General features: G+C 60.7%; 29 protein-coding genes, 1 tRNA gene and 3 pseudogenes. 21 read left to right on the forward strand and 12 right to left on the reverse strand.

Annotated elements, in window-relative coordinates:
• The first annotated feature begins 1 nt into the window (after nt 1).
• The 9 genes and pseudogenes from CUR85_RS03025 (at nt 2) to aroQ (ending at nt 8,029) form a co-directional block, all read left to right on the forward strand.
• Nucleotides 2–1,280 (forward strand): annotated as a pseudogene (locus tag CUR85_RS03025) (TRAP transporter large permease).
• 1 nt (nt 1,281) lies between these two features.
• Nucleotides 1,282–3,168 carry a bifunctional sugar phosphate isomerase/epimerase/4-hydroxyphenylpyruvate dioxygenase family protein gene (locus CUR85_RS03030; protein ID WP_276153403.1) on the forward strand — a complete coding sequence of 629 codons (1,887 nt, stop codon included), beginning with the start codon at nt 1,282–1,284 and terminating at the stop codon, nt 3,166–3,168.
• On the forward strand, nt 3,165–3,548 hold the full coding sequence (gene pcaC / locus CUR85_RS03035) for a 4-carboxymuconolactone decarboxylase (protein ID WP_259986570.1): 384 nt from the start codon (nt 3,165–3,167) through the stop codon (nt 3,546–3,548). The genes CUR85_RS03030 and pcaC overlap by 4 nt, the downstream gene beginning before the upstream one ends.
• Nucleotides 3,545–4,267 carry a protocatechuate 3,4-dioxygenase subunit beta gene (pcaH, locus tag CUR85_RS03040; protein ID WP_259986568.1) on the forward strand — a complete coding sequence of 241 codons (723 nt, stop codon included), beginning with the start codon at nt 3,545–3,547 and terminating at the stop codon, nt 4,265–4,267. The genes pcaC and pcaH overlap by 4 nt, the downstream gene beginning before the upstream one ends.
• A 2-nt stretch (nt 4,268–4,269) precedes the next feature.
• Nucleotides 4,270–4,869, forward strand: coding sequence for a protocatechuate 3,4-dioxygenase subunit alpha (gene pcaG / locus CUR85_RS03045; RefSeq protein ID WP_259986567.1), 600 nt, complete (start codon nt 4,270–4,272; stop codon nt 4,867–4,869).
• Between the two features lie 7 nt (nt 4,870–4,876).
• Nucleotides 4,877–5,746 (forward strand): 3-oxoadipate:acetyl-CoA acetyltransferase, encoded by an 870-nt coding sequence (locus tag CUR85_RS03050; protein ID WP_276153404.1) that lies wholly within the window; start codon nt 4,877–4,879, stop codon nt 5,744–5,746.
• On the forward strand, nt 5,743–6,522 hold the full coding sequence (gene pcaD / locus CUR85_RS03055) for a 3-oxoadipate enol-lactonase (RefSeq protein ID WP_276153405.1): 780 nt from the start codon (nt 5,743–5,745) through the stop codon (nt 6,520–6,522). The genes CUR85_RS03050 and pcaD overlap by 4 nt, the downstream gene beginning before the upstream one ends.
• Nucleotides 6,519–7,580: a 3-carboxy-cis,cis-muconate cycloisomerase gene (locus CUR85_RS03060; protein WP_276153406.1), complete on the forward strand. Its 1,062-nt coding sequence runs from the start codon at nt 6,519–6,521 to the stop codon at nt 7,578–7,580. The genes pcaD and CUR85_RS03060 overlap by 4 nt, the downstream gene beginning before the upstream one ends.
• On the forward strand, nt 7,577–8,029 hold the full coding sequence (gene aroQ / locus CUR85_RS03065; RefSeq protein ID WP_276153407.1) for a type II 3-dehydroquinate dehydratase: 453 nt from the start codon (nt 7,577–7,579) through the stop codon (nt 8,027–8,029). The genes CUR85_RS03060 and aroQ overlap by 4 nt, the downstream gene beginning before the upstream one ends.
• Nucleotides 8,030–8,156: 127 nt before the next feature.
• Here aroQ and CUR85_RS03070 read toward each other — a convergent pair.
• Nucleotides 8,157–8,378: pseudogene (locus tag CUR85_RS03070) on the reverse strand (SMC-Scp complex subunit ScpB); the annotation flags it as partial.
• Between the two features lie 337 nt (nt 8,379–8,715).
• Nucleotides 8,716–8,805: transfer RNA gene (locus CUR85_RS03075), tRNA-Ser, on the reverse strand.
• Nucleotides 8,806–9,239: 434 nt separating this feature from the next.
• Here CUR85_RS03075 and CUR85_RS03080 point away from each other — a divergent pair.
• On the forward strand, nt 9,240–9,542 hold the full coding sequence (locus tag CUR85_RS03080; protein ID WP_067261696.1) for a hypothetical protein: 303 nt from the start codon (nt 9,240–9,242) through the stop codon (nt 9,540–9,542).
• An 86-nt stretch (nt 9,543–9,628) separates the two neighbouring features.
• Here CUR85_RS03080 and ychF read toward each other — a convergent pair whose 3' ends face one another.
• A complete protein-coding gene (gene ychF / locus CUR85_RS03085; RefSeq protein ID WP_067261694.1) occupies nt 9,629–10,726 on the reverse strand; it encodes a redox-regulated ATPase YchF in 1,098 nt (365 codons plus the stop codon).
• A 59-nt stretch (nt 10,727–10,785) separates the two neighbouring features.
• Nucleotides 10,786–10,977: a hypothetical protein gene (locus tag CUR85_RS03090; protein ID WP_067261693.1), complete on the reverse strand. Its 192-nt coding sequence runs from the start codon at nt 10,975–10,977 to the stop codon at nt 10,786–10,788.
• Nucleotides 10,978–11,133: 156 nt separating this feature from the next.
• Between CUR85_RS03090 and trpA the strand changes: the two are divergent.
• From trpA to CUR85_RS03130, 8 genes and pseudogenes are all read left to right on the forward strand, one after another.
• Nucleotides 11,134–11,924: pseudogene (trpA, locus tag CUR85_RS03095) on the forward strand (tryptophan synthase subunit alpha).
• Nucleotides 11,925–12,061: 137 nt separating this feature from the next.
• A complete protein-coding gene (locus CUR85_RS03100) occupies nt 12,062–13,252 on the forward strand; it encodes an alpha-hydroxy acid oxidase (RefSeq protein WP_067261685.1) in 1,191 nt (396 codons plus the stop codon).
• Nucleotides 13,246–13,866, forward strand: a complete 621-nt coding sequence (locus tag CUR85_RS03105; protein WP_067261683.1) for a hypothetical protein — start codon at nt 13,246–13,248, stop codon at nt 13,864–13,866. Before CUR85_RS03100 ends, CUR85_RS03105 begins: the two co-directional genes overlap by 7 nt.
• 113 nt (nt 13,867–13,979) lie before the next feature.
• Nucleotides 13,980–14,633, forward strand: a complete 654-nt coding sequence (locus tag CUR85_RS03110) for a 50S ribosomal protein L25/general stress protein Ctc (protein WP_067261682.1) — start codon at nt 13,980–13,982, stop codon at nt 14,631–14,633.
• Between the two features lie 175 nt (nt 14,634–14,808).
• Nucleotides 14,809–15,507: an aminoacyl-tRNA hydrolase gene (gene pth, locus CUR85_RS03115; protein WP_136720417.1), complete on the forward strand. Its 699-nt coding sequence runs from the start codon at nt 14,809–14,811 to the stop codon at nt 15,505–15,507.
• Between the two features lie 114 nt (nt 15,508–15,621).
• Nucleotides 15,622–16,797 (forward strand): serine hydrolase domain-containing protein, encoded by a 1,176-nt coding sequence (locus CUR85_RS03120; RefSeq protein WP_067263232.1) that lies wholly within the window; start codon nt 15,622–15,624, stop codon nt 16,795–16,797.
• A gap of 15 nt (nt 16,798–16,812) precedes the next feature.
• A complete protein-coding gene (locus CUR85_RS03125; protein WP_067263230.1) occupies nt 16,813–17,190 on the forward strand; it encodes a DUF2237 family protein in 378 nt (125 codons plus the stop codon).
• A 9-nt stretch (nt 17,191–17,199) separates the two neighbouring features.
• Nucleotides 17,200–17,778: a DUF4893 domain-containing protein gene (locus CUR85_RS03130; RefSeq protein ID WP_067263228.1), complete on the forward strand. Its 579-nt coding sequence runs from the start codon at nt 17,200–17,202 to the stop codon at nt 17,776–17,778.
• A 15-nt stretch (nt 17,779–17,793) separates the two neighbouring features.
• Here CUR85_RS03130 and CUR85_RS03135 read toward each other — a convergent pair whose 3' ends face one another.
• The 7 genes from CUR85_RS03135 to CUR85_RS03165 all read right to left on the reverse strand — a co-directional run bounded on the left by CUR85_RS03135 (nt 17,794) and on the right by CUR85_RS03165 (nt 23,103).
• Complete coding sequence (locus CUR85_RS03135) at nt 17,794–18,327, reverse strand: helix-turn-helix transcriptional regulator (protein WP_067263225.1); 534 nt, start codon at nt 18,325–18,327, stop codon at nt 17,794–17,796.
• A 201-nt stretch (nt 18,328–18,528) separates the two neighbouring features.
• Complete coding sequence (locus CUR85_RS03140; protein WP_067263223.1) at nt 18,529–18,795, reverse strand: hypothetical protein; 267 nt, start codon at nt 18,793–18,795, stop codon at nt 18,529–18,531.
• 39 nt (nt 18,796–18,834) lie between these two features.
• Nucleotides 18,835–19,101 (reverse strand): hypothetical protein, encoded by a 267-nt coding sequence (locus tag CUR85_RS03145; RefSeq protein WP_067263221.1) that lies wholly within the window; start codon nt 19,099–19,101, stop codon nt 18,835–18,837.
• Nucleotides 19,102–19,152: 51 nt separating this feature from the next.
• Nucleotides 19,153–19,401 (reverse strand): hypothetical protein, encoded by a 249-nt coding sequence (locus CUR85_RS03150; RefSeq protein ID WP_067263219.1) that lies wholly within the window; start codon nt 19,399–19,401, stop codon nt 19,153–19,155.
• A gap of 434 nt (nt 19,402–19,835) precedes the next feature.
• The gene (gene trpB, locus CUR85_RS03155) at nt 19,836–21,068 is read right to left on the reverse strand and encodes a tryptophan synthase subunit beta (protein WP_067263216.1); all 1,233 of its coding nucleotides are present in this window, start codon (nt 21,066–21,068) and stop codon (nt 19,836–19,838) included.
• Nucleotides 21,069–21,166: 98 nt separating this feature from the next.
• Nucleotides 21,167–21,691, reverse strand: a complete 525-nt coding sequence (locus CUR85_RS03160) for an AsmA-like C-terminal region-containing protein (RefSeq protein ID WP_280321649.1) — start codon at nt 21,689–21,691, stop codon at nt 21,167–21,169.
• A complete protein-coding gene (locus CUR85_RS03165) occupies nt 21,661–23,103 on the reverse strand; it encodes an AsmA family protein (protein ID WP_280321651.1) in 1,443 nt (480 codons plus the stop codon). Before CUR85_RS03165 ends, CUR85_RS03160 begins: the two co-directional genes overlap by 31 nt.
• A gap of 62 nt (nt 23,104–23,165) precedes the next feature.
• On the opposite strand from CUR85_RS03165, the gene rimO reads away from it, so the two are divergent.
• A complete protein-coding gene (gene rimO / locus CUR85_RS03170) occupies nt 23,166–24,539 on the forward strand; it encodes a 30S ribosomal protein S12 methylthiotransferase RimO (protein WP_067261543.1) in 1,374 nt (457 codons plus the stop codon).
• Between the two features lie 17 nt (nt 24,540–24,556).
• Here rimO and CUR85_RS03175 read toward each other — a convergent pair whose 3' ends face one another.
• Nucleotides 24,557–25,051: a lactoylglutathione lyase family protein gene (locus CUR85_RS03175; RefSeq protein ID WP_067261541.1), complete on the reverse strand. Its 495-nt coding sequence runs from the start codon at nt 25,049–25,051 to the stop codon at nt 24,557–24,559.
• Between the two features lie 95 nt (nt 25,052–25,146).
• Between CUR85_RS03175 and CUR85_RS03180 the strand changes: the two genes are divergently transcribed.
• Together CUR85_RS03180 and CUR85_RS03185 are read left to right on the forward strand one after the other, a co-directional pair.
• Nucleotides 25,147–26,037, forward strand: a complete 891-nt coding sequence (locus tag CUR85_RS03180) for a LysR family transcriptional regulator (RefSeq protein WP_067261540.1) — start codon at nt 25,147–25,149, stop codon at nt 26,035–26,037.
• Between the two features lie 138 nt (nt 26,038–26,175).
• Complete coding sequence (locus CUR85_RS03185; protein WP_082851951.1) at nt 26,176–26,559, forward strand: hypothetical protein; 384 nt, start codon at nt 26,176–26,178, stop codon at nt 26,557–26,559.
• Nucleotides 26,560–26,575: the final 16 nt, after the last annotated feature.

The following is a 26,575-nucleotide window of genomic DNA, read 5'->3' on the forward strand; positions in this document are numbered from 1 at the left end:
AATGGTCTATATCATCCTTATCGCAGGGCTTCTCATCGGTGTGCCGATTGCCTTCGCGATCCTCGCCTCTTTGAGCTATTTCATGGCGGTGGGTGAAGCCCCCTACGCGCTGCGCATCGTCGCGACCGAACTGTTCAACGGGCTGAACTCCTACCCGTTGCTGGCCATTCCGCTTTTTGTGCTGGCTGGCGAATTGATGAACGAGAGCGGTATTACCGGACGGATCATCGCTTTTGCCAACGTTCTTGTAGGTCGGATGCGCGCCGGGCTTGCGATGGTCAACATCTGGGCCTCGGTCATCTTCGCGGGTCTGTCTGGCTCCGCTGTCGCCGACACCTCTGCCATCGGCCGGGTATTTATCCCCGAAATGGAAAAACATGGCTATGACCGTGCCTATGCGGCGGCGCTGACAGCGGCCTCGTCGGTTATCGGACCGATTATTCCCCTTCGATACCGGTCATCATCTATGCGTTAATCGTAACAGGGGTCTCGGTCCCCGCCCTGTTCATGGCCGGCGTGATCCCCGGATTGCTACTGGCCGTCTTTCTCTCCGCTTACGTCATGCTGACGGTTGATATGACCAAGATCCGTCAGGCGGCAGACGACATGCCTGACGCGCAACCGGCCCAAGAGGCGCTGCTTGGGGGCATCTTGCCTCTGCTGATGCCCGTTTTTGTTGTGGGATCGATCCTGCTTGGCGTGGTGACACCCACAGAGGCCGCCAGCTTTGCGGTCGCCTATGCGTTGGTTGTAGGCCTTTTTGTCTATCGCAAGATTGCGCTTAAACGCCTTCCTATCATCTTTACCGAAGCCATGCGCGATAGCGCCGTGATCCTAATCATCATCGCGGCGGTTTCAGCAGCCAACTGGCTGTTGGCCTACAACCGTGTACCAAACATGTTGACCGATTGGGTGTTGGGCAATGTTGACAGCAAGACCACGTTCTTGATCGCCGTCATCCTCCTGTTTCTCTTTGTCGGTCTCTTCCTCGAAGGCATCGCGGCGATGCTGGTGCTCGTGCCGATCCTCCACCCTATCGCCGTAAGTCTGGGCATTGATCCGGTTCACTTCGGCATTCTGGTGATCTTCAACCTGATGATCGGCCTGATTACCCCCCTCTGGGCCTCTGCCTGTTTGTGGCAGAGGGAATCGCGGGCGTCGGCATGGCGCGCATGGTCAAGGCAATCCTGCCGTTCTTTCTGGTCGAGGTACTGGTCCTGCTGGTTCTTACATTCGTGCCGCAGACAGTGACCTGGCTGCCGCAAACCCTGGGGTATTGAGATGAAAACTTCCATCGCAACAGTGTCCATATCCGGCAATTTCCCGGAGAAACTCGAAGCCATTGCAGCTGCCGGTTTTGATGGTATCGAAATCTTCGAACAGGATTTTATCGCCCATGACGGGGACCCCAAAGAAGTGGGCGACATGATCCGCGCCATGGGTCTCGAGATCACCCTCTTTCAGCCATTCCGAGATTTCGAAGGTTTGCCAGAACCGCACCGGGCAAAGGTTTTTGATCGGGTAGAACGCAAGTTTGACCTGATGCAAGACCTTGGCACAGACCTTGTTCTTATCTGTTCGAGCTGCCACCCGGAGGCTCTTGGTGGCATCGACCGGTCTGCGGCGGACTTCAACGAGCTCGGCGACAGGGCGGCCAAGCGCGGCCTGCGGGTCGGCTATGAGGCGCTGGCGTGGGGGCGGCACGTCAATGACCACCGGGACGCATGGGAAATTGTGCGCCGCGCCGATCACGGCTCGGTTGGCCTGATCCTCGACAGTTTTCACACGCTGGCGCGCAGGATTGATCCGGAAACCATTCGCCGCATTCCCGGCGACAAGATCTTCTTTGTACAACTCGCCGATGCCCCTGCAATTGACATGGACCTGCTCTATTGGTCGCGCCACTTTCGCAATATGCCGGGGGAAGGTGATCTGGATGTAACCGGCTTCATGAAGGCGGTCATGGCCACCGGGTATACGGGGCCAATTTCACTGGAGATCTTCAACGATCAGTTCCGCGGCGGCCACCCCAAGACCATCGCAAAGGACGGCTATCGATCGTTAGTCGCTTTGATGGACGACGTGCGGCGTGAAGAACCAGCGACGACGCCGACAACTCCCGCTCTGCCAAAACGCTCGAAGGTCGAAGGGGTGTCCTTCGTCGAGTTCGCCGCCCGGGGCGCAGAAGCCGATACCCTGGAGCGATTGCTCGAAACGCTCGGCTTCACTCTCTCCGGCACCCATATCGCCAAAAAGCTGTCCCTTTGGACCCAAGGCGATATACGGATCGTGGTGAACCGGGAGACCACCGGCTATGCCAGCAGCGCCTATACGACCCACGGCACAACCGTCTGCGACATCGGCATTTCTGTCGATGCGGCGACTGAGACCGTAAGCCGTGCCAAGGCGCTTGGTGCCGCGCCCTTTCATCAGCCGATTGGCCCCGGTGAGTTGGATATACCGGCCATTCGCGGGCTAAGCGGCAGTGTCTTGCATTTCATCGACCAAACCAGCGGACTGAATGATGTCTGGTCGGTCGAGTTCAACCAGACCGACGCCGAGCAGACACATGCGGGCCTGACAAGCATCGATCACATTGCCCAGACCATGAGCTATGACGAAATGCTCAGTTGGTCTTTGTTTTATACCACGCTGTTCGACATGGAAAAATCTCCGATGGTCGATGTGGTAGACCCCGACGGGCTGGTGCGCAGCCAAGCTTTGGAAACTCGAGATGGCGCGTTTCGCATCACGCTTAATGGCGCAGAAACTCATCGCACCATGGCAGGCAACTTCCTTGCCGATAGCTTTGGCGCCTCCGTGCAGCACATCGCACTGGCGAGCGAAGACATTTTTGCCACCAGCAGCGCGATGCGGGCCAAAGGATTCGAGCCACTGCCAATATCGGACAACTATTACGCCGACCTCGTCGCGCGGTTCGATCTGGATGCCGACATGCTCAGCGCCCTGAAGGCAGGGAACATACTCTATGATGAGGATGCAAAAGGGGCGTTCTTTCAGTTCTACTCGCGTCCTTATGCAGGGGGCATGTTCTTTGAAATCGTCGAGCGTCGTGGCGGATACGCGGGCTACGGCGCCCCCAATGCCCCCTTTAGAATTGCCGCTCAGAAACGCCTGATGCGCCCGAAAGGAATGCCAAAGATATGACCGACAAACATGACGCTGGAATGAAGGTGCGCCGCGCGGTGCTGGGAGATGCCCATGTGGACCGTGCTCTGGCGGCCGGGACGGAGTTTGACAGCGCCTTTCAGACACTGATCACCGAAGCGGCCTGGGGGACGGTCTGGGCTTCTGATGCGATCACGCGGCGAGAGCGGTCCATGATCACACTTGCGCTCTTGGCCGCGACCAAGAACTTCGCCGAAATCCCGATGCATATCCGCGCGACCGCCAATACCGGCGCCACGCGACAGGACGTGATCGAGGTGTTCCAGCATGTCGCTATCTACGCCGGAGTGCCCACCGCGAACCACGCGATCGCGCTGGCCAAACAGACCTATGCGGAAATGGAGGAGGAACAATCATGAGTAATGGGGACCTCATCCAACGTGACCGCTTGTGGCATCCGCCTGCCCTTACGCCCGATTACAAAACCAGTGTCGCGCGCTCGCCGCGCCATGCGCTTTTGTCGCTGCAAAACTCGGACAGCGAGCTAACCGGACCGACCTTTGGGCAGAACGACATTGCAGAAATCGACAATGATCTAATCCTGAACTACGCCAAAACAGGAGACCCTATTGGGGAGCGCATTATCGTGCATGGCCGCGTTCTGGACGAAAACGCGCGTCCGGTTCCGAACACCCTTGTCGAGATCTGGCAGGCGAACGCAGGCGGCCGCTATCGGCACAAGAAAGATAGTTATCTCGCACCGATTGACCCGAACTTTGGCGGGTGCGGTCGCACGCTGACCGATGACAATGGAAACTATGTCTTCCGCACCGTCAAACCCGGCGCCTACCCATGGCGGAACTGGGTCAACAATTGGCGGCCGGCCCATATCCATTTCTCAGTATTCGGGACCGCTTTCGCGCAGCGCCTGATCACCCAAATGTACTTTGAGGGCGACCCTCTCATCGCCAAATGCCCGATTGTGCAATCCATTCCGGAACAACGCGCCGTTGATCAGCTTGTCGCCGCATTGGATCTAAACGCCTCCCTGCCGCTCGATAGCATTGCCTATAAATTCGACATTGTGCTTCGGGGACGCCGCTCGACCTTCTTCGAAAACCGGCCAGAAGGGAACTAATCATGGTGCAAGCACTCGACTACCTCAAGGAAACCGCATCTCAGACGGCTGGGCCCTATGTTCACATCGGGCTCGTTCCCGGCGACGCCGGCTTCGATATCTACGACCACGAACTGGGGCGGGACATTGCTGGCCCGAAGGCTGCAGGCACACGTATCACCGTCACCGGGACGGTAACCGACGGCACCGGCGCGCCGGTTAAGGACATTTTGATTGAGGTCTGGCAGGCAAATGCTGCAGGCATCTATCCCGGAAAGGGCAAGGTTGAAGACGGCTTTCGCGGTTGGGGGAGGGTCACGCCCGATTTCGAGACCGGGGTATTCAGCTTTGAGACCGTGAAGCCCGGCAAGGTGACGGGGCCCGATGCCCGGCCAATGGCTCCGCACCTCAATCTCTGGCTGGTAGCGCGTGGCATCAATGTCGGGCTCAACACGAGAATGTACTTCGGTGACGAGGACGAGGCCAACGCGGCTGACCCAGTCCTCACCCTGATTGAGCAGCCCCTACGTCGTGAGACGCTGATCGCGCGCGCCGATGGCAATACCTATCACTTCGACATTCGCCTACAGGGCGAGGGCGAAACCGTATTCTTCGATCTATGAGGCCCCTATGACCAACCCGTGTATCATCTGCGTGGCACTCACCGGGTCCCTGCCGACGAAGGACAACAACCCGGCAGTGCCGATCACCATTTCCGAACAGATCGAAAGTGCTCAGGAGGCCTTTGAGGCGGGCGCCTCGATCGCCCATTGCCACGTGCGCGACGATCACGGTCGCCCCACCTCAGACCCGGACCGTTTTGCGCGACTGAAAGAAGGTCTGGAACAGCAATGCCCGGGCATGATCGTCCAACTTTCAACCGGGGGACGCTCTGGCGCGGGTAAGGAGCGCGGCGGTATGCTATCGTTGTCGCCGGACATGGCTTCGCTGTCAGTAGGGTCGAACAATTTTCCAACGCGCGTCTATGAAAACAGTCCCGACTTGGTCGACTGGCTGGCCTTGGAAATGATCGCCCATGATGTCAAACCCGAGATCGAAGCCTTTGACCTTGGTCATATCGTACAAGCCACCCGCATGGCCCAAGATGGTCGGTTGAAGGGGCCCCTTTATGTACAGTTTGTCATGGGTGTGAAAAATGCGATGCCTGCGGACGAGCCGATTTTTGACTTCTACATCGAAACACTCAAACGTCTGGCACCGGACGCCCAATGGTGCGCCGCCGGTATCGGCCCTGCACAGTTGACCATCAACGAATGGTCTATCGCCAAAGGCGGCCACACCCGGACCGGCCTGGAAGACAATGTCCGGCTGGACCGCGATAGGCTCGCGCCCTCCAACGCCGCATTGGTCAAGCGGGCCGTCGCACTTTGCAAGAAATACGAGCGACCTGTCGCGACTTGGCAAGAGGCGCGGGAGATATTGGGGCTGAAGACGAGAGAGAGTGCTGCGCCAAAGTCCGCCTCTGCCGCCACCCCATGATGTTCGCCACCCTCAACGGGATAGCACACCACTATCGCTATCGGCCCGGAACCGGCGTGCCTGTGGTGTTTCTGAACTCACTTGGTACGGACTTCCGGATCTGGGACAAAGTCATTGACCGGCTGCCGTCACAAACGCCAGTGCTTTGCCTTGATAAGCGCGGCCATGGGCTGAGCGACGATGGGCCAATTACGATGGACCAGCTCATCGACGATGTTGCTGCCCTTGCTCTGCACCTTGACCTGCCTCCTGCCCTGATCTGTGGTGTATCCGTTGGCGGCCAAATCGCTCAAGGTTTTGCCGCTGCTTATCCGGCGCAGGTGAGCGCGCTCATGCTATGTTGCACCGGAGCCAAGATCGGTGACGCGGGAAGCTGGAATGCGCGCATTGAAAGCGTTGGGAAGTCCGGTATCGCTGCGCTCTCGGACGCCATTCTTGAACGCTGGTTCAGCCCAAACTTTCACGCGACACGATCGGCCGAATGGGCAGGCTACCGCAATATGCTGGCCCGCACATCTGCTCCTGGCTATAGCGGCGTTTGCGCCGCAATCAGAGACAGTGACCTCACGACGCGAGCTGGGGCGATCACGGTGCCGACAGTTTGCATCGCCGGAAGTGAAGACCGCGCGACCCCGCCGGAACTCGTCAGGGCGTTGGCGCAGATCATACCGGACGCCTCCTATCGCCTCGTGCCCGGCTGTGGTCATCTACCCTGCATTGAAAACCCCAAGGTTGTCTCAGATTTGCTGGAAGACCTGATGGAAAAGATTTCATGACCTCCCCTTTCGAGCATCCCTGGTTGAGCGGGTTATTTGGCGACGCAGAGGCCACGGAGATTTGGGGCCCCACGCGGCAGATGACGCATATGATCGCCTTCGAGAGAGCCTATACGCAGGGGCTGTGCAAAGTCGGCACTATTTCTGAAGATACCGCGAAAGAAGTCGCGCGTACTTTCGACGATTTCCAACCCGATATGGAAGCACTTCGTTCTGCGACAGCGCGTGACGGGGTGGTTGTTCCCGAACTCGTCCGGCAGATCAGGGGGTCCGCGGGTTCTCATGGTGAAGCCATACATAGCGGCGCGACTTCGCAGGATGTGATTGATACCGCTTTGGTCCTGACTTTGAAGGACTACAGTAACCTTCTGAAGCGGCGCCTTTTGGAACTGACGGAAGCAATAGACGCTTTGTCGGCGCGGTTCGGGAGCCGGAGGATCATGGGGCGCACCCGGATGCAGGCGGCGATGCCCATTGCGGCACGAGAGCGGTTCGTAACATGGTCTCAGCCTTTAGACGACCATCGTCAGCGGCTCACGCAGACCAGGCCCCGCGTCGAGCGGCTTCAACTTGGGGGCGCAGCCGGAGATCGGGCAGCTTTGCCCCATGCTGAATCTCTCGGGGCTGAAGTGGCTTTACGGCTCGGTCTCGCGAACCCGCCAAAGGCATGGCATGCAATGCGCGACGCGGTGGTCGACTACGCTGGGCTGCTGTCGCTGATCAGTGGAACGCTTGGCAAAATGGGACAAGATATTTGCCTCATGGCGCAACAAGGCGTCGACGAAATCACGTTGGACAACGCAGGGGGCTCTTCCGCGATGCCCCACAAACAAAATCCCGTTCTGGCTGAATTGCTTGTGACGCTCGCCCGGTTCAATGCCACTCAGGTGTCGGCCATGCATCAAGGGCTGGTTCACGAGCAGGAACGTTCCGGCGCGGCTTGGGCGTTGGAATGGATGGTTCTTCCGCAAATGGCTCAAGCAACCGCACGCAGCTTGGCCGCATCAATCGCAATTTGCCAGGCGATCTCCCACGTTGGCTCAAAGGACATCAGATGAGTTCCCAAACGATCCATATACTCAACGGCCCGAACCTGAACCTGCTGGGCACCAGACAGCCCGAGGTTTATGGGCGGGATACCCTGAACGATGTCGAAACGCTCTGCCGACGCGTTGCCACCGAGTATGATCTGGCCATTCTGTTTCGCCAAAGCAATCATGAGGGTGAGCTCGTAGAGATGATCCATGAAGCAAGAACCGAGGGGATGGGCGTCGTCATCAACCCAGCCGCCTATACCCATACCTCAATTGCTATTCGCGATGCCTTAGCGAGTTGTGAAATCCCGATTTACGAGGTCCATATTTCGAACGTTCACCGTCGGGAAGCCTTCCGACATCACTCCTTCGTATCGGATGTGGCGACCGGCGTCATAGCGGGGTTAGGGATCGAAGGCTATGCTGCGGCTATTCGCGCAATCTCAGGACCAAGAACAAAAAAGCTTCGTTGAATGGAGTTTTAGCCCCCACCGAGATTTGGAATCTGACATAAGTTACGATTTGCAGTAATCGAAAATGCCCTCCCTGAAATTGTTTTTGACGAAGAACCCTCACGCAGCATATGTTTGTAGATAACCATCATCTGTCAGCTCTTCCGCTCTCTGCAGTGAAGCCTGCGTCTTCCAGCTGTTCCCTATCTGGCAGGTCGCGTAACGATTCCAGGTGAAACGCGATTAGGAACTGCTCTGTAGTCACATAAGTCAACGGCGCGCCTCGCCTTGGCGAGCGCGGCCCCGACCCAATCAGATCTCGCGCATGCAAACGCCCGATCACGTCGCGGCTGATCGCCTTCCCGATGATCTGGGCGGCGTTGATCCTTTACTCGTATTCGATGCTGCAACAGATGCGGCGGAGCCGTCCTGCCAAGAGCGTTCGGTAAATATCACAATTGACGATTGCTATAAGTTTCGCACACTAGACTTTGGTTTCGTCTATCTAATTTCCAAAAAGCGCGGTGGCGTCCTTGGTCGACAAGGTATCAGGGCCCACGACCAATGCGACGTTTCCTAGGACGTGATACCGCCTCAATCGATACGATAATCAGACAACAGCGTCTATATGGACGCAGGCGTGCTCCCCGGTATCAGGAAAACGCCTTCAGCCCTCATGCCGGGAAACCCCTTCGATCAAGGGGTTATGGCGGAGACGAAGGGATTCGAACCCTCGAGACCCTTCCGGGCCTACTCCCTTAGCAGGGGAGCGCCTTCGACCACTCGGCCACGTCTCCGTCGACCCGTCTAAAGAGGTCGCGCCCGAGGGGCAAGGCGAAATTCGTGGGAAATTCTGCATTTCTTGCGGTGGGTTTCTTTTTCCGCCCGCTGATCCGGCGCGCTGAGACGGAATGCTGCGGGATCAACTGTGCTGCTGTGCAGAAGCAGCCATCCCAGCAGCCCCAACGACTGGCATTTCCCGGCCATTTGGTGCGGTTGTAGCAACTTACACGGCAGCGTGAATAACTTGTGAAATGGTGCGAGGGATTAAGTAACCGTTTGTTTAGGTGAATAAAAACAAACCCCCACCTTCGTTCAAACAAGCAAAACGCCTCGCCCTACTCCCAATCTCGCAACCGCGGCGAAACTTTCGCGGCGGAGCGCCCGTTACTTCACCACAAACGATGACATCGCAATGACGCGATTTAACAGAAACCTGAAGGAACACGCTATGAAACTCATCATGACCACCGCCGCCGCCGCTTTGATCTCGACCGCTGCCGTTGCCGACAACTCCACCCGTCACAACGACATTTTCCTCGACACTTCGGTGAACGCTGACGCAAGCGACGTCTATGGCAACAATGACCGTATGCGGAACCCGCATGCCTCGACCAAGGCAAACGACATCATGCTGAACACCGCCGACACCGACAAGAACCGCGACACCGTGATGAGCACGCGCAACGCCCTGCGCAGCCCCGGTGAAGGCTATGTCTACGGTGGCTTTGGCCCGGGCAACGACAGCAAGTAAGCTGTTGCCCTAACGAACAAAAAGCCCGGCAGCGCGCGCTGCCGGGCTTTTTACGTGGGCGGAGGCCTTGCCCCCTGCCCCGCTGATCAGGTGTTGAACAGAAAGTGCAGCACGTCGCCGTCTTTGACGATATAGCCCTTGCCCTCGGCCCGCATCTTGCCCGCTTCTTTCGCAGGGCCCTCGCCGCCGAGGCTAACGAAATCATCATAGGCAATGGTCTCGGCGCGGATGAAACCCTTTTCGAAATCACCGTGGATGACCCCCGCCGCCTTGGGCGCGGAGGTGCCGGATTTGATGGTCCAAGCGCGCGCTTCTTTGGGGCCGACGGTGAAATAGGTCTCTAGGTGCAAAAGCTCATAGCCCGCGCGGATCAACCGGTCGAGCCCGGCTTCCTTCAGACCCATTTCTTCGAGGAACATCTCAGCCTCTTCGGCTTCGAGCTGGCTGATCTCCTCTTCGATCTGGGCCGAGATCACGACATGGGAATTGCCCTGTGCGGCGGCCATCTCGGCGACCTTCGCGGAATGTTCATTGCCCTCGGCGGCCTCGGATTCGCCCACGTTGCAGACATAGAGCACCGGTTTGGTGGTCAGCAGTTGCAGCATGCGCCAAGCCTTGGCGTCATCTTCATCAACCTCGACAACGCGGGCGGGCTTGCCGTCTTCCAGCGCTTCCAACGCCATGCGCATCAGACGCTCTTGCTGGACCGCTTCCTTGTCACCGCCACGCACTTTGCGGACGATGTTTTGCAAACGTTTTTCGATGCTTTCGATGTCGGCGAGCATCAGTTCGGTGTCGATGGTTTCGGCATCGGCCACGGGGTCAACGCGGCCTTCGACATGGGTCACGTCGCCGTCATCAAAACAGCGCAGCACATGGGCGATGGCGTCGACTTCGCGGATGTTGGCGAGGAACTGGTTGCCCAGACCTTCACCCTTGGACGCGCCTTTCACCAGTCCGGCGATATCGACGAAGGTCATGCGCGTGGGGATGATGCTTTTCGAACTGGCGATCTCGGCCAGCTTGTCGAGCCGCGCGTCGGGCACCGCCACCTCGCCGACATTGGGCTCGATGGTGCAGAACGGAAAATTCGCCGCCTGTGCCGCTGCGGTGCGGGTCAGCGCGTTGAAAAGGGTCGATTTGCCGACGTTCGGCAGACCGACGATGCCCATTTTGAAACCCATGACGATACCCCTATAAAAGCTGCGCGTGTGTTAGGGGTAAGGGCCGCAAAGCGCAAGACTCAGCGCGCGCGTCGGTCCTGATGCGCCTGATAGATCAGGATCCAAGCCAGCAGGATGAACATCGGATGCGTCAACCCGCCCGAGAAGATGATCGCAGGCAACCAGATCAGGAAGACCACGATAGACAGGATCGGCCGTCCGATCAGCAGGATCGACAGCGGCGGCAGGAAAAGGGCGAGTACATAATTCATGGCCCATGAGATAGGATGCTTTGCGCAAAATGGAAGGGCGCTGCGTGCCATAGGCGCCCACGGGAGGCGAATTTTGCCGCCCTCTGCCCCGCGGTGGATTGATTTTCACCGCGACATTCGGCATTGCCGAGGAAAGCACCAAATGAGGCAAGCCACATGACCCGTATCGACGCCAAATTCGAAGACCTCCGCGCCCGCGGCAAAAAGGCGTTTGTCTCCTATGTGATGGCGGGCGACCCGGATTTCGACCGTTCGCTGGAAATCGTGCGCGGCCTGCCCGCTGCCGGGGTCGACATCATCGAACTTGGCCTGCCCTTCACCGATCCGATGGCCGATGGCCCGACGATCCAGCTTGCCGGTCAACGCGCCCTCGAAGGGGGCATGACGCTGAACCGCACGTTGGAAATGGTCCGCGCCTTCCGCGAAAATGACGACACGACCCCGATCGTGCTGATGGGCTATTACAACCCGATCTATTCCATGGGCGTCGAGACGTTTCTGAAAGAGGCCAAAGACGCCGGGATCGACGGGTTGATCGTGGTCGACCTGCCGCCCGAAGAAGACCTCGAGCTTTGCCTGCCCGCGCAGGACGCCGGGTTGAACTTCATCCGCCTCGCCACCCCACGACAGACGACAAGCGCCTGCCGCGCGTGGTGCAGAACACCTCCGGCTTCGTCTATTATGTCTCGATCACCGGCATCACCGGCTCGGCCGAGGCGAATGCCGCGGATGTCTCGCCCGAGGTGGCGCGCATCCAAAAGGCCAGCGGCCTGCCCGTCATCGTGGGCTTTGGCGTGAACACGCCCGAGAAAGCCCGCGCCATCGCCGAAGTGGCCGACGGTGTTGTGATCGGTTCGGCCATCGTCAGCCGGATCGCCAATGGCGACAGCGCAGAAGATGTGCTGGGCTTTGTGAAATCACTGGCCGACGGGGCGCATTCAGCGTAAACCCCTCGCCTCTGCAAACGACCCCAAGCCCGCGCTGCCCCACTGGCCGCGCGGGCTTTTTCGTCGCCGCAGCCTTCCCAATTGCCAAGCCCCCACCAGTTGCTACCAAAAGTTAACCCATTCAGCACAGGTGGCCCATGCCCGTCATCACCAGCATCGACGATCTCAAACGTATCTACAAACGCCGCGTCCCGCAGATGTTCTACGACTACGCGGAATCGGGCAGCTGGACCGAGCAGACTTTCCGTGAGAATTGCAGCGACTTTGACCAAATCCGCCTGCGCCAGAGGGTCGCCGTGGATATGTCGGGGCGCAGCACGGCGACGCAGATGATCGGCGAGGACGTGGCCATGCCGGTGGCCCTCGCCCCCGTGGGCCTGACGGGGATGCAATGTGCCGACGGGGAAATCAAGGCCGCGCGCGCAGCCGAAGCCTTTGGCGTGCCCTTTACCCTGTCGACCATGTCCATCAACTCTATCGAAGACGTGGCAGAGGCGACGACGAAACCCTTTTGGTTTCAACTCTATACCATGCGCGACCAGGACTATGTCAGCCGCCTGATCCAGCGCGCGAAGGACGCGAACTGTTCGGCCCTCGTCATCACGCTTGATCTGCAAATCCTCGGACAGCGCCACAAAGACCTGAAGAACGGCCTCTCCGCCCCGCCCAAACTGACGGTAAAGACGCTCGCCAACCTTGCCACCAAATGGGGCTGGGGGCGCGAGATGCTGGGCGCGAAGCGGCGGCATTTCGGCAATATCGTGGGCCATGTGCATGGGGTCACCGACAACGCCGACCTTGGTGCTTGGACGGCGGAACAGTTCGACCCTTCTCTCGATTGGGACAAGATCGCCAAGATCAAAGAACAATGGGGCGGCAAGGTCATCCTCAAGGGCATTCTGGATGCCGAGGATGCGCGCATGGCGCTGAAAGTCGGGGCCGATGCGATCATCGTGAGCAACCACGGCGGGCGGCAGCTCGATGGGGCGCTAAGCTCGATCCGCATGCTGCCAGAGATCCTCGATGCGGTGGGCGACCAGATCGAAGTGCATCTCGATGGCGGTATCCGCTCGGGTCAAGACGTGCTCAAAGCCATGGCTATGGGGGCCAAGGGCACCTACATCGGGCGCGCCTTCATCTATGGGCTGGGCGCGATGGGCCAGCCGGGCGTGACCCGCGCGCTGGAGGTGATCCACCGCGAGTTGGATCTGACCATGGCGCTTTGCGGAGAGACGCAGATTGCCAACCTCGGGCGGCACAACCTGCTGATCCCGCGCAACTTCGGCGGTGACTGGCAGGAACGCCCGCGCGATCCGGGCACATGCTGATCTTTCTCAGCCGCAACCTTACCTTTCTCGCCACGCCAAAAACCGGGACCACCGCTGTCGAAATGGCGCTAAAACCCGAGGCCGAGATCATCTTTTCGCGGGGCCGCAAACATCTGACTGCCCTGCGCTATCGGCGGCGCGTCCTGCCCTTTTTGCAGGAAACCTTCTCGGCCTCCCCCGAGGCTTTGGCGGTGATGCGTAACCCTGTCGAGCAAATCCGAAGCTGGTATCGCTACCGCAGCCAGCCCCGGCTGGATGGCAAACCGCTCAGCACCAAGGGGCTGAGTTTCGAGGACTTCGCGCTTGAAGTGATTTCCGACACGCCCCCGCCCCGCGCGCAGATCGGCAGCCAGTTTTCCTTTCTGACCTCTGACCATGGCAACCTGCTGGTCGAGCACCTCTTCGCCTATGAACGCCAACCGGCCTTTCGCGATTTTCTGGCCGAAAGACTGGGGCGGGAGGTCAAGCTCAAGCCCAAGAACGTCTCCCCCGATCTGCCCGCGCCCCTGTCGCAGGAGGTCGAATCCCGCCTGCGCGCCGCACGCGCCAAGGAGTTCGCCCTCTATGACCGGCTCATGGCGGCGGACGGCTATCTGCAGACGCCGCAGGAATAGCGCCGCCCCCGCCCTTTTGCCCTTTCCAGCCGGGCAAAACCGGTCTATACGCGCGGCTTCACGCGGGAATACAGCCTTGGAGGATTCCCGCCCTAACAAATTTGGAGACTAAAATGGCCGGAGAGATTCCTGATCTTGAAGCCCAGGTACGCGCGGGGACAGGCAAGGGCGCCGCTCGCCAAGCACGTCGTGACGGCATGGTTCCTGGTATCGTATTTGGTGGCGACAAAGAGCCGCTGCCGATCAACATCCCCTTCAACAAGCTGCTAACCAAGCTGCGCGCAGGCCGCTTCAAAGCGACCCTGTTCAACCTCAAGGTTGAAGGCCACGACGACGTTCGTGTGATCTGCCGCGACGTTCAGCGCCACGTTGTCAAGGACCTGCCCACGCACATCGACCTGATGCGCCTCAAGCGGACCACCAAGATCAACCTGTTCATCAACGTCGACGTCAAAGGCGAAGAAGAATGCCCCGGCCTGAAAAAGGGTGGCGTGCTCACTCTGGTCCGCCCGGAAGTTGAACTGGTCGTCACCGCCGCGGACATCCCCGAGCATGTGACCGTCGACATCTCCGGCCTCGAAATCGGCGACAGCGCGACCATCAGCCGCGTCGACCTGCCCGAAGGTGTGAAACCCACGATCGACCGCGACTTCGTCGTCGCAACGATCTCTGCACCTGCTGGTCTGGCCGCGTCGGATGACGACGATGACGACACGGCAGCGGACGAAGTGCCGACAACCGAAATGGGCCCGCCCGACGGTGAATGATAGCGCGCCGCAAGGCTGTGCTGAAACGGGGTCGCATCACGCGGCCCCGTTTTGCGTTTGGGGCCCGATTTCTTTCAAAGAAATCGCCCCGGAATTTTCAAAAAATTCCGGCGACCTTGGGGACATTCTACCGCCCCGCTTGTTAAGATAGGCGAAACCAAAGGAGACCTCGCCCATGAAACTGATCGTCGGCCTCGGCAATCCGGGCGCGAAATATGCCCGCAACCGTCACAACATCGGCTTCATGGCGCTGGACCGCATTGCCGAAGATCACGGGTTTTCTGCGTGGAAGGGCAAGTTTCAGGGCAGCGTCAGCGAGGGGCGTTTCGGCTCTGACCGGGCGGTGCTGCTCAAGCCCGAAACCTTTATGAACAACTCCGGCCAGTCGGTTCAGGCGGCGATGAAGTTCTACAAGATCGACCCCGCTGATGTGATTGTTTTTCATGACGAATTGGACCTCGCCCCCGGCAAGGTCAAATGCAAGACCGGCGGCGGCCATGCAGGCCACAACGGGCTGCGTTCGATCCACGCGCATATCGGGGCGGACTATGACCGCGTGCGCATGGGCATCGGCCATCCCGGCCATAAGGACGCGGTGGCGGGCTATGTGCTGCGCGACTTTCCCAAAGCAGACGAAGGTTGGCTGGACGATGTGCTGCGCGGTGTCTCGGACGGGGCGGCGGATCTTGCACGAGGCGACACCGGGCGGTTCATGAATGCCGTGGCGCTGCGCGTGGCCCCGCCCCGCTCGGGCACCGGCAGCAAGGGGCCTAAGAAACCCACCGAAGCCCAGCCCAAGCCCGCCCCCAGCAAACCCGAGCCGGAGGCAGAGCCCCAATCGCCGCTGCAAAAGCTGATGGACCGCTTCCGCTGACGCTTTCGGCCTCACGCCCCTACTGGCGCCCCTGCTGACGTCCCTCCTGACGCAATGTCGGGCTGGCCCCCGCCCCCGCGTCGTGGTTCACTGCGGGCCAACAGGGGGGATATCATGCGTACATTCGGAAAATGGCTCGGCCGGGTCTTGCTGGCGCTTTTGCTGGCGGCCATCGTCATCGGCCTTTGGAAGCGGGAAGAGATCGAACGGCTCTTGGCGGTGAACTCGCTCTTCTCCGAAGAGAAGATCGTCCACAACTTCAGCCATATGGACGGCGCTTTCCTCTCCGCCCCCGTTTCGCGCGGAGACGGGCTGACGACCGAGCTTCCCTATGGCCCCGAAACCGAACTGCCCGAGGCGGTGGACGACTGGATCGCGGCCCGTGACGTGACCGCGCTGGTGGTGCTGAAAGACGGTGCCATCGTCTATGAGAACTACTTCAAAGGCACCGGCCCCGAGGACCGCCGCATCAGCTGGTCGGTGGCGAAAAGCTATCTTTCGGCGCTCGTTGGCATCCTGCTGGAGGAGGGCCAGATCGCATCCCTCGACGATCCGGTGACCAAATATGCCCCCAGCCTGAAGGGCAGCGCCTATGACGGGGCCAGCCTGCGCAACGTGCTGCATATGGCCAGCGGCGTCACCTTTGACGAAGATTATCTAGACTACGATTCGGACATCAACCGCATGGGCCGGGTGGTGGCGCTTGGTGGCAAGCTCGACGATTTCACCGCCGAATTGTCCGAGACCTTCACCGCGCCGGGCAGCCAGTGGCAATATGTGTCGATCGACACCCATGTGATCGGCATGGTGGTGCGCGGTGCCACCGGGCGCAGCGTGCCTGAGTTGTTGAGCGAGAAGGTCATCGCGCCCTTGGGGCTGGAACATGCGCCCTATTACATCGTCGATGGCTCCGGCACCGCCTTCGTGCTCGGGGGCCTTAATATGACAACGCGCGACTATGCCCGTTTCGGCCAGATGTTCGCCCAAGGTGGGGAATGGAACGGCCAGCAAATCGTGCCCGAAGACTGGGTAACAGAATCGACCAGCCCCACCGCCCCCACCGCCGAGGGCCGCATCGGCTATGGCTACCAATGGTGGATCCCGCAGGGCGCGCCCGAGGGGGAATATATGGCGCGCGGCATCTATGGGCAGTACATCTATGTCGACGGCGCCCGCGATGTGGTCATCGCCACCAATGCCGCCGACCGTAAATTCCGTGAGGCCGGGGTGGCGGAACAGAACATCGAGATTTTCCGCCAGATCGCGGCCTCACTCGATGAGGAAAGCTGAGACAGAAAGGAAGCCATGACCCCAGAGGACAGCATCAACGTTCTGAACCAGCCCCTCGCCATCTGCGGGACCGATCCGGTCACGGGCTTTTTCCGCGATGGCCATTGCAACACCTGCGCGCAGGATCAGGGCAGCCATACGGTCTGCGCGGTGATGACGGCGGAGTTTCTGGCCTATTCAAAATATGTCGGCAATGACCTCAGCACCCCGCGCCCCGAGTTCGGCTTTGCCGGGCTGAAGCCGGGCGACGCATGGTGCCTTTGTGCCGCGCGGTTCCTGCAAGCCGCGGATGAGGGCTGTGCCCCGCGGGTGCATCTGGCCGCCACGCATCTGCGCGCGCTCGATATCGTGCCGCTGGAGGTACTGCGCGACCATGCCATCGACCCTAAGTGAGGATTAACCATGCGCCTGCGCCTCTTGCCCCTCCTGCTGCTTCTGCCCGTCACCGCTTGGGCGGAAACCACGCTCCGCCCCGCCGATAGTGCCCGGTTAGAGACCTTCGACGCCGCCTTTGGCGATGCCATGATGCAAGCGCTGAACGGGGGCGACGCGGGGGATGTGGCGATCTTGACCCGCGCCCTCTCTGGGCAGCCTCAGGTCGCATTCTCCGCCGATTTGCAGGGCGATTGGTCTTGCCGCACGATCAAGCTGGGCGGGATCAGCCCGCTTGTGGCCTATAGCCCGTTCAAATGCCGCTTTACCGCCAGCAATCGCGGTTTCACCTTTGCAAAACTCACCGGATCACAGCTTACCAAGGGCGAGATTACCCTGCGCGAAGGCCGCGCGATCTATGCCGGGGTGGGCTATGTGCGGGGCGAAACGCCGCCCGATTATGCCGATCTACCCGAAGATTTCACCTCAGGCGGCAAAGTGCAAAGCGACGTGGCCGTGTTCCAGCGGGTCAGCCCCACCCGCGCGCGGCTGTTGTTCCCGTCACCCGCAGTGGAAAGCGATTTCGATATTCTGGAACTGACGCGCTGAGCCGCCACGCCGCCCTTAGGCCGCGTGGCAGAGTTGCAGTTTCGACTTGGGACGCGGCATCAGGGAATCGTCCATCAAGTCTTCGATAAAGGTGCTGAGAAGCTGGGTCCGCCCGGTCACGCCCGCCTTGCGGTAAATCGCATTGGTCTGCGCCTTCACGGTCCCTTCGGACGTGCCCCGCATCTCAGCAATATCGCGTGTATTCAAACCCTTGGTGAGGAAAATCGCCACGTCCCGCTCTGCCGGGGTGAGGTGCCATTCGCGAAAGTGTTCTTCGAGCACATCGGCGAATTCCACCGTACAATGACGCAGCGCCGTCTCTGCCCGCTCGGCCCGCTGGAGGCTCATCCGCAGTGCCATCCAGCCCAGAACGACCCCGAGAATCAGACCCAAAACCTGAACGCCCTTGTTCGGCCCAATGTCAGCCAGCGGGGTGCCGAAAAGCGTCACGCCGCGCCCCTCCAGTGCAAAAACGAGCACGAAATAGACAGTGGCGTTGAACTGTAGAGCGGCGATAACCCACAGTGCGATCTTTTTCTTATTATTCATGGTGAAGCCTTGCCTTGGTGTTCGCCGTATTTAACCGCGGCGCACCGAAGTGCAAGGGATGGCGGGCATGCGCCTTGATCAACCCTTAGTGATTTGGCACCCGCCCCGGGGGCGAGTGCATTCTCTTGAGGCCAGTTCAGGGTTGCTTGACTGGCCGGAAGACTGTTTTCCCGCAATACCTTAGCAGGCATCGAGCCGATATCAGCGCGGGAAACGGTTCACTTTCTCGGCGTCTTGCGCGGCGGGGAAGACGGTGACGGTCACGTCGGATGTGTCTTCTGCGCGGAAGGTGCCGCTGTTGAAGATGTCCAGTTTCACATTGTCGACCGCGTCGTTGCGGCTGGCGTAGGAAACGCCTGCATCAGCTTTGTCGTTATAGCCGATTTGCTGGCCTTCCATGCCCTGTGCGAAAACGGCGGAGCCTGCTGTGGCAAGGATCAGGGCGGTGGTTGCGAGTGTCTTTTTCATGTCGTGTCCTTTCGGGAGAAAGTTAGGGTCGCGCAGTGATCAGCGCGGGAAACGGTTGACCGAAGCGTCGCTCTGCGCGGTCGGGAAGACGGTGATGGTCACGTCGGAGAGGTCTTCGGCGCGCAGGATACCGTCTTGGAAGATTTCCAGCTTGGTCTCATCCACGGCTTCGCTGCGGCTGGAGTAGGAAACGCCATTGTCGGTCTTGTCGTTATAGCCGATGCGCTGGCCTTCCATGCCTTGAGCGAAAGCAGCAGTGCTTGCGGTGGCGAGGATCAGTGCGGTTGTTGCGAGTGTCTTTTTCATCGTTTTAGCCTTTCGGGGGAGAAAGTTAGGGGGAGGAGCCGTGGCCCGCGTTTAGCGGACGAAACGGCCATCTTCTTGTGCGTCTTGCGTGGTGACGAATACGGTCGCTGTTGCCTCGGCAGGTGTTTCGGCGCGCAGGTCGTCAAAGCTCAGAGCGTCGGAAGTGACGTTGCGTGTCGAATAGGCGGCGTCTGCGTTATCTGCGGTATAGCCGACCTGCTGGCCTTCCATGCCCTGTGCGAAAGCGGCTGTGCCTGCGGTGGCAAGGATCAGTGCGGCGGTTGCGAATGCGTTTTTCATGTCGTGTTCCTTTCAGTCCCGGGTTGGGTTGCGAGCTGCTCATCGGTGACGCGGCGTCGTTGGGATGACAGAGAAAAGGGCATTCGAGTGGGGATTGGCTATCTGCCCCGGGTTTAAATCGTCCGATCTAAACCCCTGTAAGAGCGTCATAAACTTTGGTTTACGAAGCCAATCGGGCGCGAAAAACGGGGGTGGATTGCCTTAGCGTCAAGCCTGCAAGGGCGAAACGGGGTTTCGCGGGCAGGCGCGCGGGCTGCAACGAAAGGCTAGCCGGTCTTTTCGCGATGTGAAAGTTTTTTCGCGCTTTTTCAGCAAACAACTTTGGCCCCTGCCCAAAGTTTATGCGCAAATCACGTACCGCGCGTTGTCACATAAAAAACGGGCCCGCGTTTTCACGCGGACCCGTCTAACTCGACTCGGATTCGGATGGGAATTTAGGCGAATTCACCCATGTCGAAGTCCAATGCGCGGGCAACGGTGAAGATGTCCTTGTCGCCACGGCCACACATATTCATCACCAGCAGGTGATCCTTGGGCAGCTCCGGCGCGATCTTCAGCACATGGGCCAGCGCGTGGCTCGGCTCCAGCGCCGGGATGATCCCTTCAAGCGCGCAGCACAGCTGGAACGCCTCCAGCGCCTCGCGGTCGGTGATCGAGACATATTGCGCACGGCCGATGTCATGCAGCCAGGAATGCTCAGGGCCAATGCCGGGATAGTCGAGCCCGGCAGAGATCGAATAACCTTCGAGGATCTGCCCGTCGTCGTCCTGCAAAAGGTAGGTGCGGTTGCCATGCAGCACGCCCGGACGCCCACCGGTGAGCGAGGCGCAATGCTCCATCTTCTCGTCCACGCCCTTGCCGCCGGCCTCGACGCCGATGATGTTGACCGATTTGTCGTCGAGGAAGGGGTAGAACAGCCCCATGGCGTTAGAGCCGCCACCGATGGCCGCGATCACCGTGTCGGGCAGACGGCCCTCGGCCTCTTCCATCTGGGTGCGGACTTCCTTGCCGATGATCGACTGGAAGTCGCGAACCATCGCCGGATAGGGGTGCGGCCCGGCCACGGTGCCGATGCAGTAGAAAGTGTCGCGCACGTTGGTCACCCAGTCGCGCAGCGCGTCGTTCATCGCGTCCTTCAGCGTGCCGCGCCCGGAGGTCACCGGGACCACCTCGGCGCCCAAAAGGCGCATGCGGAAGACGTTGGGGGCCTGCCGCTCCACATCATGCGCGCCCATGTAGACCACGCATTTCAGGCCGAACTTGGCGCAGACCGTCGCCGTGGCCACACCGTGCTGGCCCGCCCCGGTCTCGGCGATGATGCGTTTCTTGCCCATGCGGCGGGCGAGGATGATTTGCCCCAGCACGTTGTTGATCTTATGCGCGCCGGTGTGGTTCAACTCGTCGCGCTTCATATAGACCTTGGCACCGCCCAGATGCTCGGTCAGCCGTTCGGCATGATAGAGCGGGCTGGGGCGGCCAACGTAATGGGTCCAGAGGTCGTGCATCTCGGCCCAGAAACTGTCGTCGGTCTTGGCCTTCTCATATTGCTCTTCCAGCTCAAGAATGAGCGGCATCAGCGTTTCCGAGACAAAGCGCCCGCCGAAATCGCCGAAACGGCCCTGTTCGTCGGGGCCGGTCATGAAGCTGTTGAAAAGATCGTTGGCCATTGCGCCTCTCCTAGAATGTCGCGTCAGCCTTACCGCAGCCCGCCCGGCTACGCCACCATGAGTTTCGTCATGCGGCGGCAGGGGGCGGCGGGGGGCGCCTAGTCGAACAGTTTGAACAACTCGCGTCTGACCGCATTCTCCAACTCATCCTTCACGATATCCTCGGTCGAGCGGTTGTCGTCGGGTGCGATGTTCAATTCCTCCTGTATTTTCTGGCGCACAACATCCTCGGCTCGCTGCTTTTCCTCGGCAAAGTTCAGGTCGATCGCGGCGCGCAGATCGGCCTTGATCTCAGGGTCGGCCCAAGGCCCCCTAATCCGCACCGGCACCGCCAGCCCACCGCGCGACGCATTGACGCGCAGCGCCTTGGGCGTGACCGTATAGTCCAGCCTCTGCGCCCCCAGATCGACCTGCCCTGCCCCCGTCGCGTTGAAGTTCGGCAGCAGCATCAGCAGATCGTCGTTGCGCAAAACGCCCTTGGCGATGTCGAATGTCGCTTGGACGGAATCGAACACCGTGCTGCCGCCTTCGGCATCGACCGAGCCAAGCAGCGCGTCCAAGTCGATCCCCGCAATCGTGCCGCGCCCCATGGTCAGCGCGCCAGAGCCGCTGAGCGAGCGCATGATCGCGTCAATGGACTGCCCCACCCGAGGAACGACAGTTCGGCATCGCCCGCCCCGGTAAAGCGCGTCACCCCGGCGGTATCCTCCAGCAGGTCGCGCATCTGCACGTTCTGCGCTTGCAGCTTGCCGCCCACGGACAGGCCATCGCGGTTGTTCATCACAAACTCCCCCGCAACCTTGCCGCCATAGGTGTTCATATCCTGTAGATCAAAGACCATTCGTGCGCGCTCATTGCGCAGCACGGCGCGGGTGGGGCCAAGGTCGAGCTGCCCCAAATCAATGCTTTCCGCGCTCAGCGCGATGTTCCCGTCAAAGGCGGCGAGCCAGTCGGCGTTGATCTCTTGCCGTGACCAGCCCTCTGTCTCCGCCGTGACGGTGCTGTCGGCGCCTGCGGCCTGTTCGCTTTCCTCGGACAGGGCCGAGAGGTCCAGCGCCCCGGTCCGCAGGTTTGCGGTGATCCGCGGCGTGCCGTTCAGGGCCAAATCGGCCTGCCCGGTCAGGCTGTTGCCGCCCAAATCCACCGTGAGATTGCGCAGCGACAGACGCCGATCCGCCGTCAGGGTCAGCCCAGAGCGCAGATCGACCGACCGGCCCAAACCGCGCGGCAGCGTCACAGTGCCCGCGCCGAGCGACGCCAGAAACCGCGCCGTATCGGGGCTGTCTATGCGGATATCCCCCGCCAGCGCCCCGTTGAGCGCGCCGCGCCCGTCGAACAGGGCTTCACCCCCGCCCGTCGCAACCTCCGCCCGCAGCGGCTGCACGCCGCCCTCCAGAAAATCCGCAAATCCTTCGATCCGCGCGGCAAGCTTAACCGGCTCGCTCGCTGGCGCCATGCTGACGGTGATCTCCGCCGCCCCGCCCCGTTCGGGCCAGTCCAGCGCCAGATTGACACCATCATAGCGCAGCAAGTCCGCCCCTTCGGCGTCATAGATCAGCGTGGCATCGGTCACCGTCAGCTTCTGAATGCTCAGCGGGCGGCGGCTGGCGCTCGGCGCGCTCTCGGTCTCGATCCGCGCGCCGCTGGCGCTATCGGTGAACTGCCAGCTTGCGCGCCCATCAAGACGTTGCTCTAACCGGATCACCGGGCTTTGCGCCGCGATATTGGTGATGCGTATCTCACCGCGCAAAAGCGCGCCCGCGTCCACCCCAATCGCGGCATTGGCCGCCGTCAGCAGCGCGCCCTTATCGGTCCAATCGGCATTGCCGACCTCAAGCCCGCCTGCGGTCACCCCCAGCACCGGCCAGAGCGTCACGCCCACATCGCCGGTGATCGACACCTCCCGCCCGGTCATCCGGCTGAGTTGCTCACTGGCGATCCGCGCGATCCGTTCGCCGGGCAGCAGGAACAGCGCCCCCAGCATGATCACGACGATCAGCAACAGCGCGCCGATGACCCGTATAATCCATCTCATGGCTCTCTCCTCCTGCCCGGCGGCTCTTTCCCCGCTCATCCGCTTGCCTTATAGCGCAAGCCATGAGCACAAACCCACCCAATCTGCGCCCCGACCTCGCCCCGCAGGCGAAGATCAGCGATCCCGCCCGCCCCGGCCAGCCGACCATCGGCATGGTCAGCCTCGGCTGTCCCAAGGCATTGGTCGATTCCGAACGCATCCTGACCCGGCTTCGCGCCGAGGGCTATGGCGTTTCGCCCGATTACGCGGGCGCCGATGCGGTGATCGTGAACACCTGCGGCTTTCTCGACAGCGCCAAGGCCGAAAGCCTTGATGCCATCGGCGAGGCGCTCACGGAAAACGGCAAGGTCATCGTCACCGGCTGCCTCGGGGCCGAGCCGGATTATATCCGCGAACATCACCCTCGCATCCTCGCCGTCACGGGCCCGCATCAATACGAACAGGTGCTCGACGCGGTGCATGGCGCGGTGCCGCCCGCGCCCGATCCCTTCATCGACCTCCTGCCCGCGCAGCAGGTCTCGCTCACCCCACGGCACTACAGCTACCTCAAGATTTCCGAGGGCTGTAACCACAAGTGCAAGTTCTGCATCATCCCTGACATGCGGGGCCGCCTACAATCGCGCCCGGCCCATGCGGTGATGCGCGAGGCCGAGCGGCTGGTCAATAATGGCGTCAAGGAACTGCTGGTCATCAGCCAAGACACCTCCGCCTACGGGGTCGACATCAAACATGCCGAAGACCGCGGCCACCGTGCCCATATCACCGATCTGGCCCGTGATCTCGGGTCGCTCGGCGCCTGGGTGCGGCTGCACTACGTCTACCCCTACCCGCATGTGCGCAAGTTGATCCCGCTCATGGCCGAAGGCCTCGTACTGCCCTACCTCGACATCCCCTTCCAGCACGCGCATCCGGACGTGCTGAAACGCATGGCCCGCCCCGCCGCCGCGTCGAAAACACTGGACGAGATCGCCGCATGGCGCGACACCTGCCCCGACATCACCCTGCGCTCAACCTTCATCGTCGGCTACCCGGGTGAGACTGAGGAGGAATTCCAGACCCTGCTCGATTGGCTGGACGAGGCGCAGCTCGACCGGGTCGGCTGCTTCCAATACGAAAACGTCGAAGGCGCGCGGTCGAACGCGCTGCCGGATCATGTGGCGCCTGAGATCAAACAAGACCGTTGGGAGCGCTTCATGGAAAAGGCGCAAGCGATTTCAGAGGCCAAGCTCGCCGCCAAGGTCGGCAAACGCCTCGACGTGATCGTGGATGAGATCGACGAAGACGCCGCCACCTGCCGCACCAAATCCGACGCGCCCGAGATCGACGGTAATCTCTTCATTGACGAGGATTTCCAGAACCTCAAGGTCGGCGATATCGTCACCGTCGAAGTCGAAGAGGCGGGCGAATACGACCTTTGGGGACGTCAGATCACCTGACGCCCCGCGGGCTGCTCTCAGGCGTAGGCGCCTGCCGAATAGGTCAGCTCATAGCTGTGGCTATAAAGCTCGAAGACGATGCCGAACGGGTCTTCGACATAGACCATGCGGTAGGGTTTCTCGCCCGGGAAATATTCCCGCACCGGCATCCGCTGCTTGCCGCCCGCCGCGATGATCCGCTCCAGCAGACCTTCGACATCGGGGTCTTGGATGGCGAAGTGGAAGGTGCCGTGGCGCTTATGCTCCAGCTTTTCTTCGGGGGCGTAGTTGCCGGGGAACTCGAAGATTTCGATCCCGATGCCATCCGCTGTCGCCAAATGGGCGATGCGCAGCGATCCCCAGCCGGGGCCGAAGACATCGGTGCACATGACGCCGATGGCGGTGTCTTCTTCCACCGCTTCGGTGGGCTGCATCACGACATAGAACCCGAGAACTTCGGAATAGAACTTCACGGCGGCGTCGAGGTCCGGCACGGACAGGCCGATGTGGGAAAAGGTACGGGGGGTGGTCATATGCGGTCTCCTGTTTGCGTTGAGGTTGAGATAGACAGGCGCACCCCACATGTGAAATTATCAAATCTCATCGAAATCATAACGAACCGTTTGCCATGCTGAACGCCACCTGGCTTGAGACCTTCACCACCCTTTGCGAGACCGGCCATTTCACCCGCACGGCGCAGCGGCTCAACATGACCCAGCCGGGGGTGTCGCAGCATCTGCGCAAGCTGGAAGACCAATTGGGACAGCCGCTGATCGCGCGCGAGGGCAAAAGTTTCACCCTGACCCCGGCGGGCGAAGCGCTGTTTGAAACCGGCCTTGCCCGCCGCCGCGAAGAGCAGCGCCTGCGCGAACGCATCGCGACCGACCTGCCCGACCGGGGCGTGGTGCATATCGCCTGCTCCGGCAGTTTCGCCATGCTGCTTCAGCCGCTGCTGCTGGAGTGGATGGCCCAAGCGCCCGACCTCTCCCTCCATCTCGAAGCCGCCCCCCAAGCCACAATCCGCGCCGGGCTGCTCGATGGGCGGTTTGATCTGGGCGTGCTGGCCGATGACCCGGCCCATGCAAGGCTAGAGGCCCGGCATCTGGGGCGCGAGGAACTTTGCCTCGTGCTGCCGGTTAATGCATTGGAACAGATAGAAAGTTTTGCCGATCTCGAAAGCCGGGGCTTCATCGCTCATCCCGATGGCTTCGCCTATGCCGACGATCTGCTCCAGTTAAATTTCCCGGACAGCTATCCGGGGGCCGACCGGATGCGCCTGCGTGGCTATGTGAACCAGATCGGCCAGATCCCGGCGGCGGTGGCGCGGGGCGTGGGCTATACGCTTTTGCCCCGCAGCGGGGTCGAAACCTTTGCCGCCAAGGACCGGCTCAGGCTGCTGCCTCTGCCCAAGCGGCGTTGGCATGACCTCTGGCTCGCCTCCCGGCGCGGGCGGCCCCTGCCCGCGCGGATGGTGAAGACGGCGGACCTGATCGCAGAGGCGGCGGAACAGCTACGATAGCGCACGCATCACAGATATTGCGGAACAAAACACCCCCGCTACTAGATATACCACCATGGAAGGGCGAGATTGCGGAGAGACTTGAACATGTTCCCTTTCTGTTCTATATGTAGAACGCAGTAGCAGAGGAATGACCACATGTCTTTTCAACCTCAGTTTCCCGGCATCTTCGACCTTGAGCAGCAAGGTCGCCCGCCCCGTGGCAGCGATAGCGCGCAGCCCAAACAGGCCGACCGCCGCATGCCCGCGACCGAAAAACAGATGCAATACGCCCAGTCCCTCGCCAAGCGAACGGGCGAAGAGCTTCCCAAAGGCATCGAAGCGGATCGCGCGGCGGTCTCGGAATGGATCGACGCCCATAAACCGCAAGCGTTGGAGGGGCCCTTTGCCGCCTACCCGTCCGCCAAACAGGTCGCTTTTGCCGAACGCATCGCGCGGTTGAAACGCCGCGATGTCCCGCAGGAGTGTTTTCGCGACAAAACCCTGATGTCGCGCTGGATCGACGGCAACAAACCGCGCTGATCCATCGGGCCCTGCG

The organism is Sulfitobacter faviae (assembly GCF_029870955.1).
Lineage (GTDB): Bacteria > Pseudomonadota > Alphaproteobacteria > Rhodobacterales > Rhodobacteraceae > Sulfitobacter > Sulfitobacter faviae.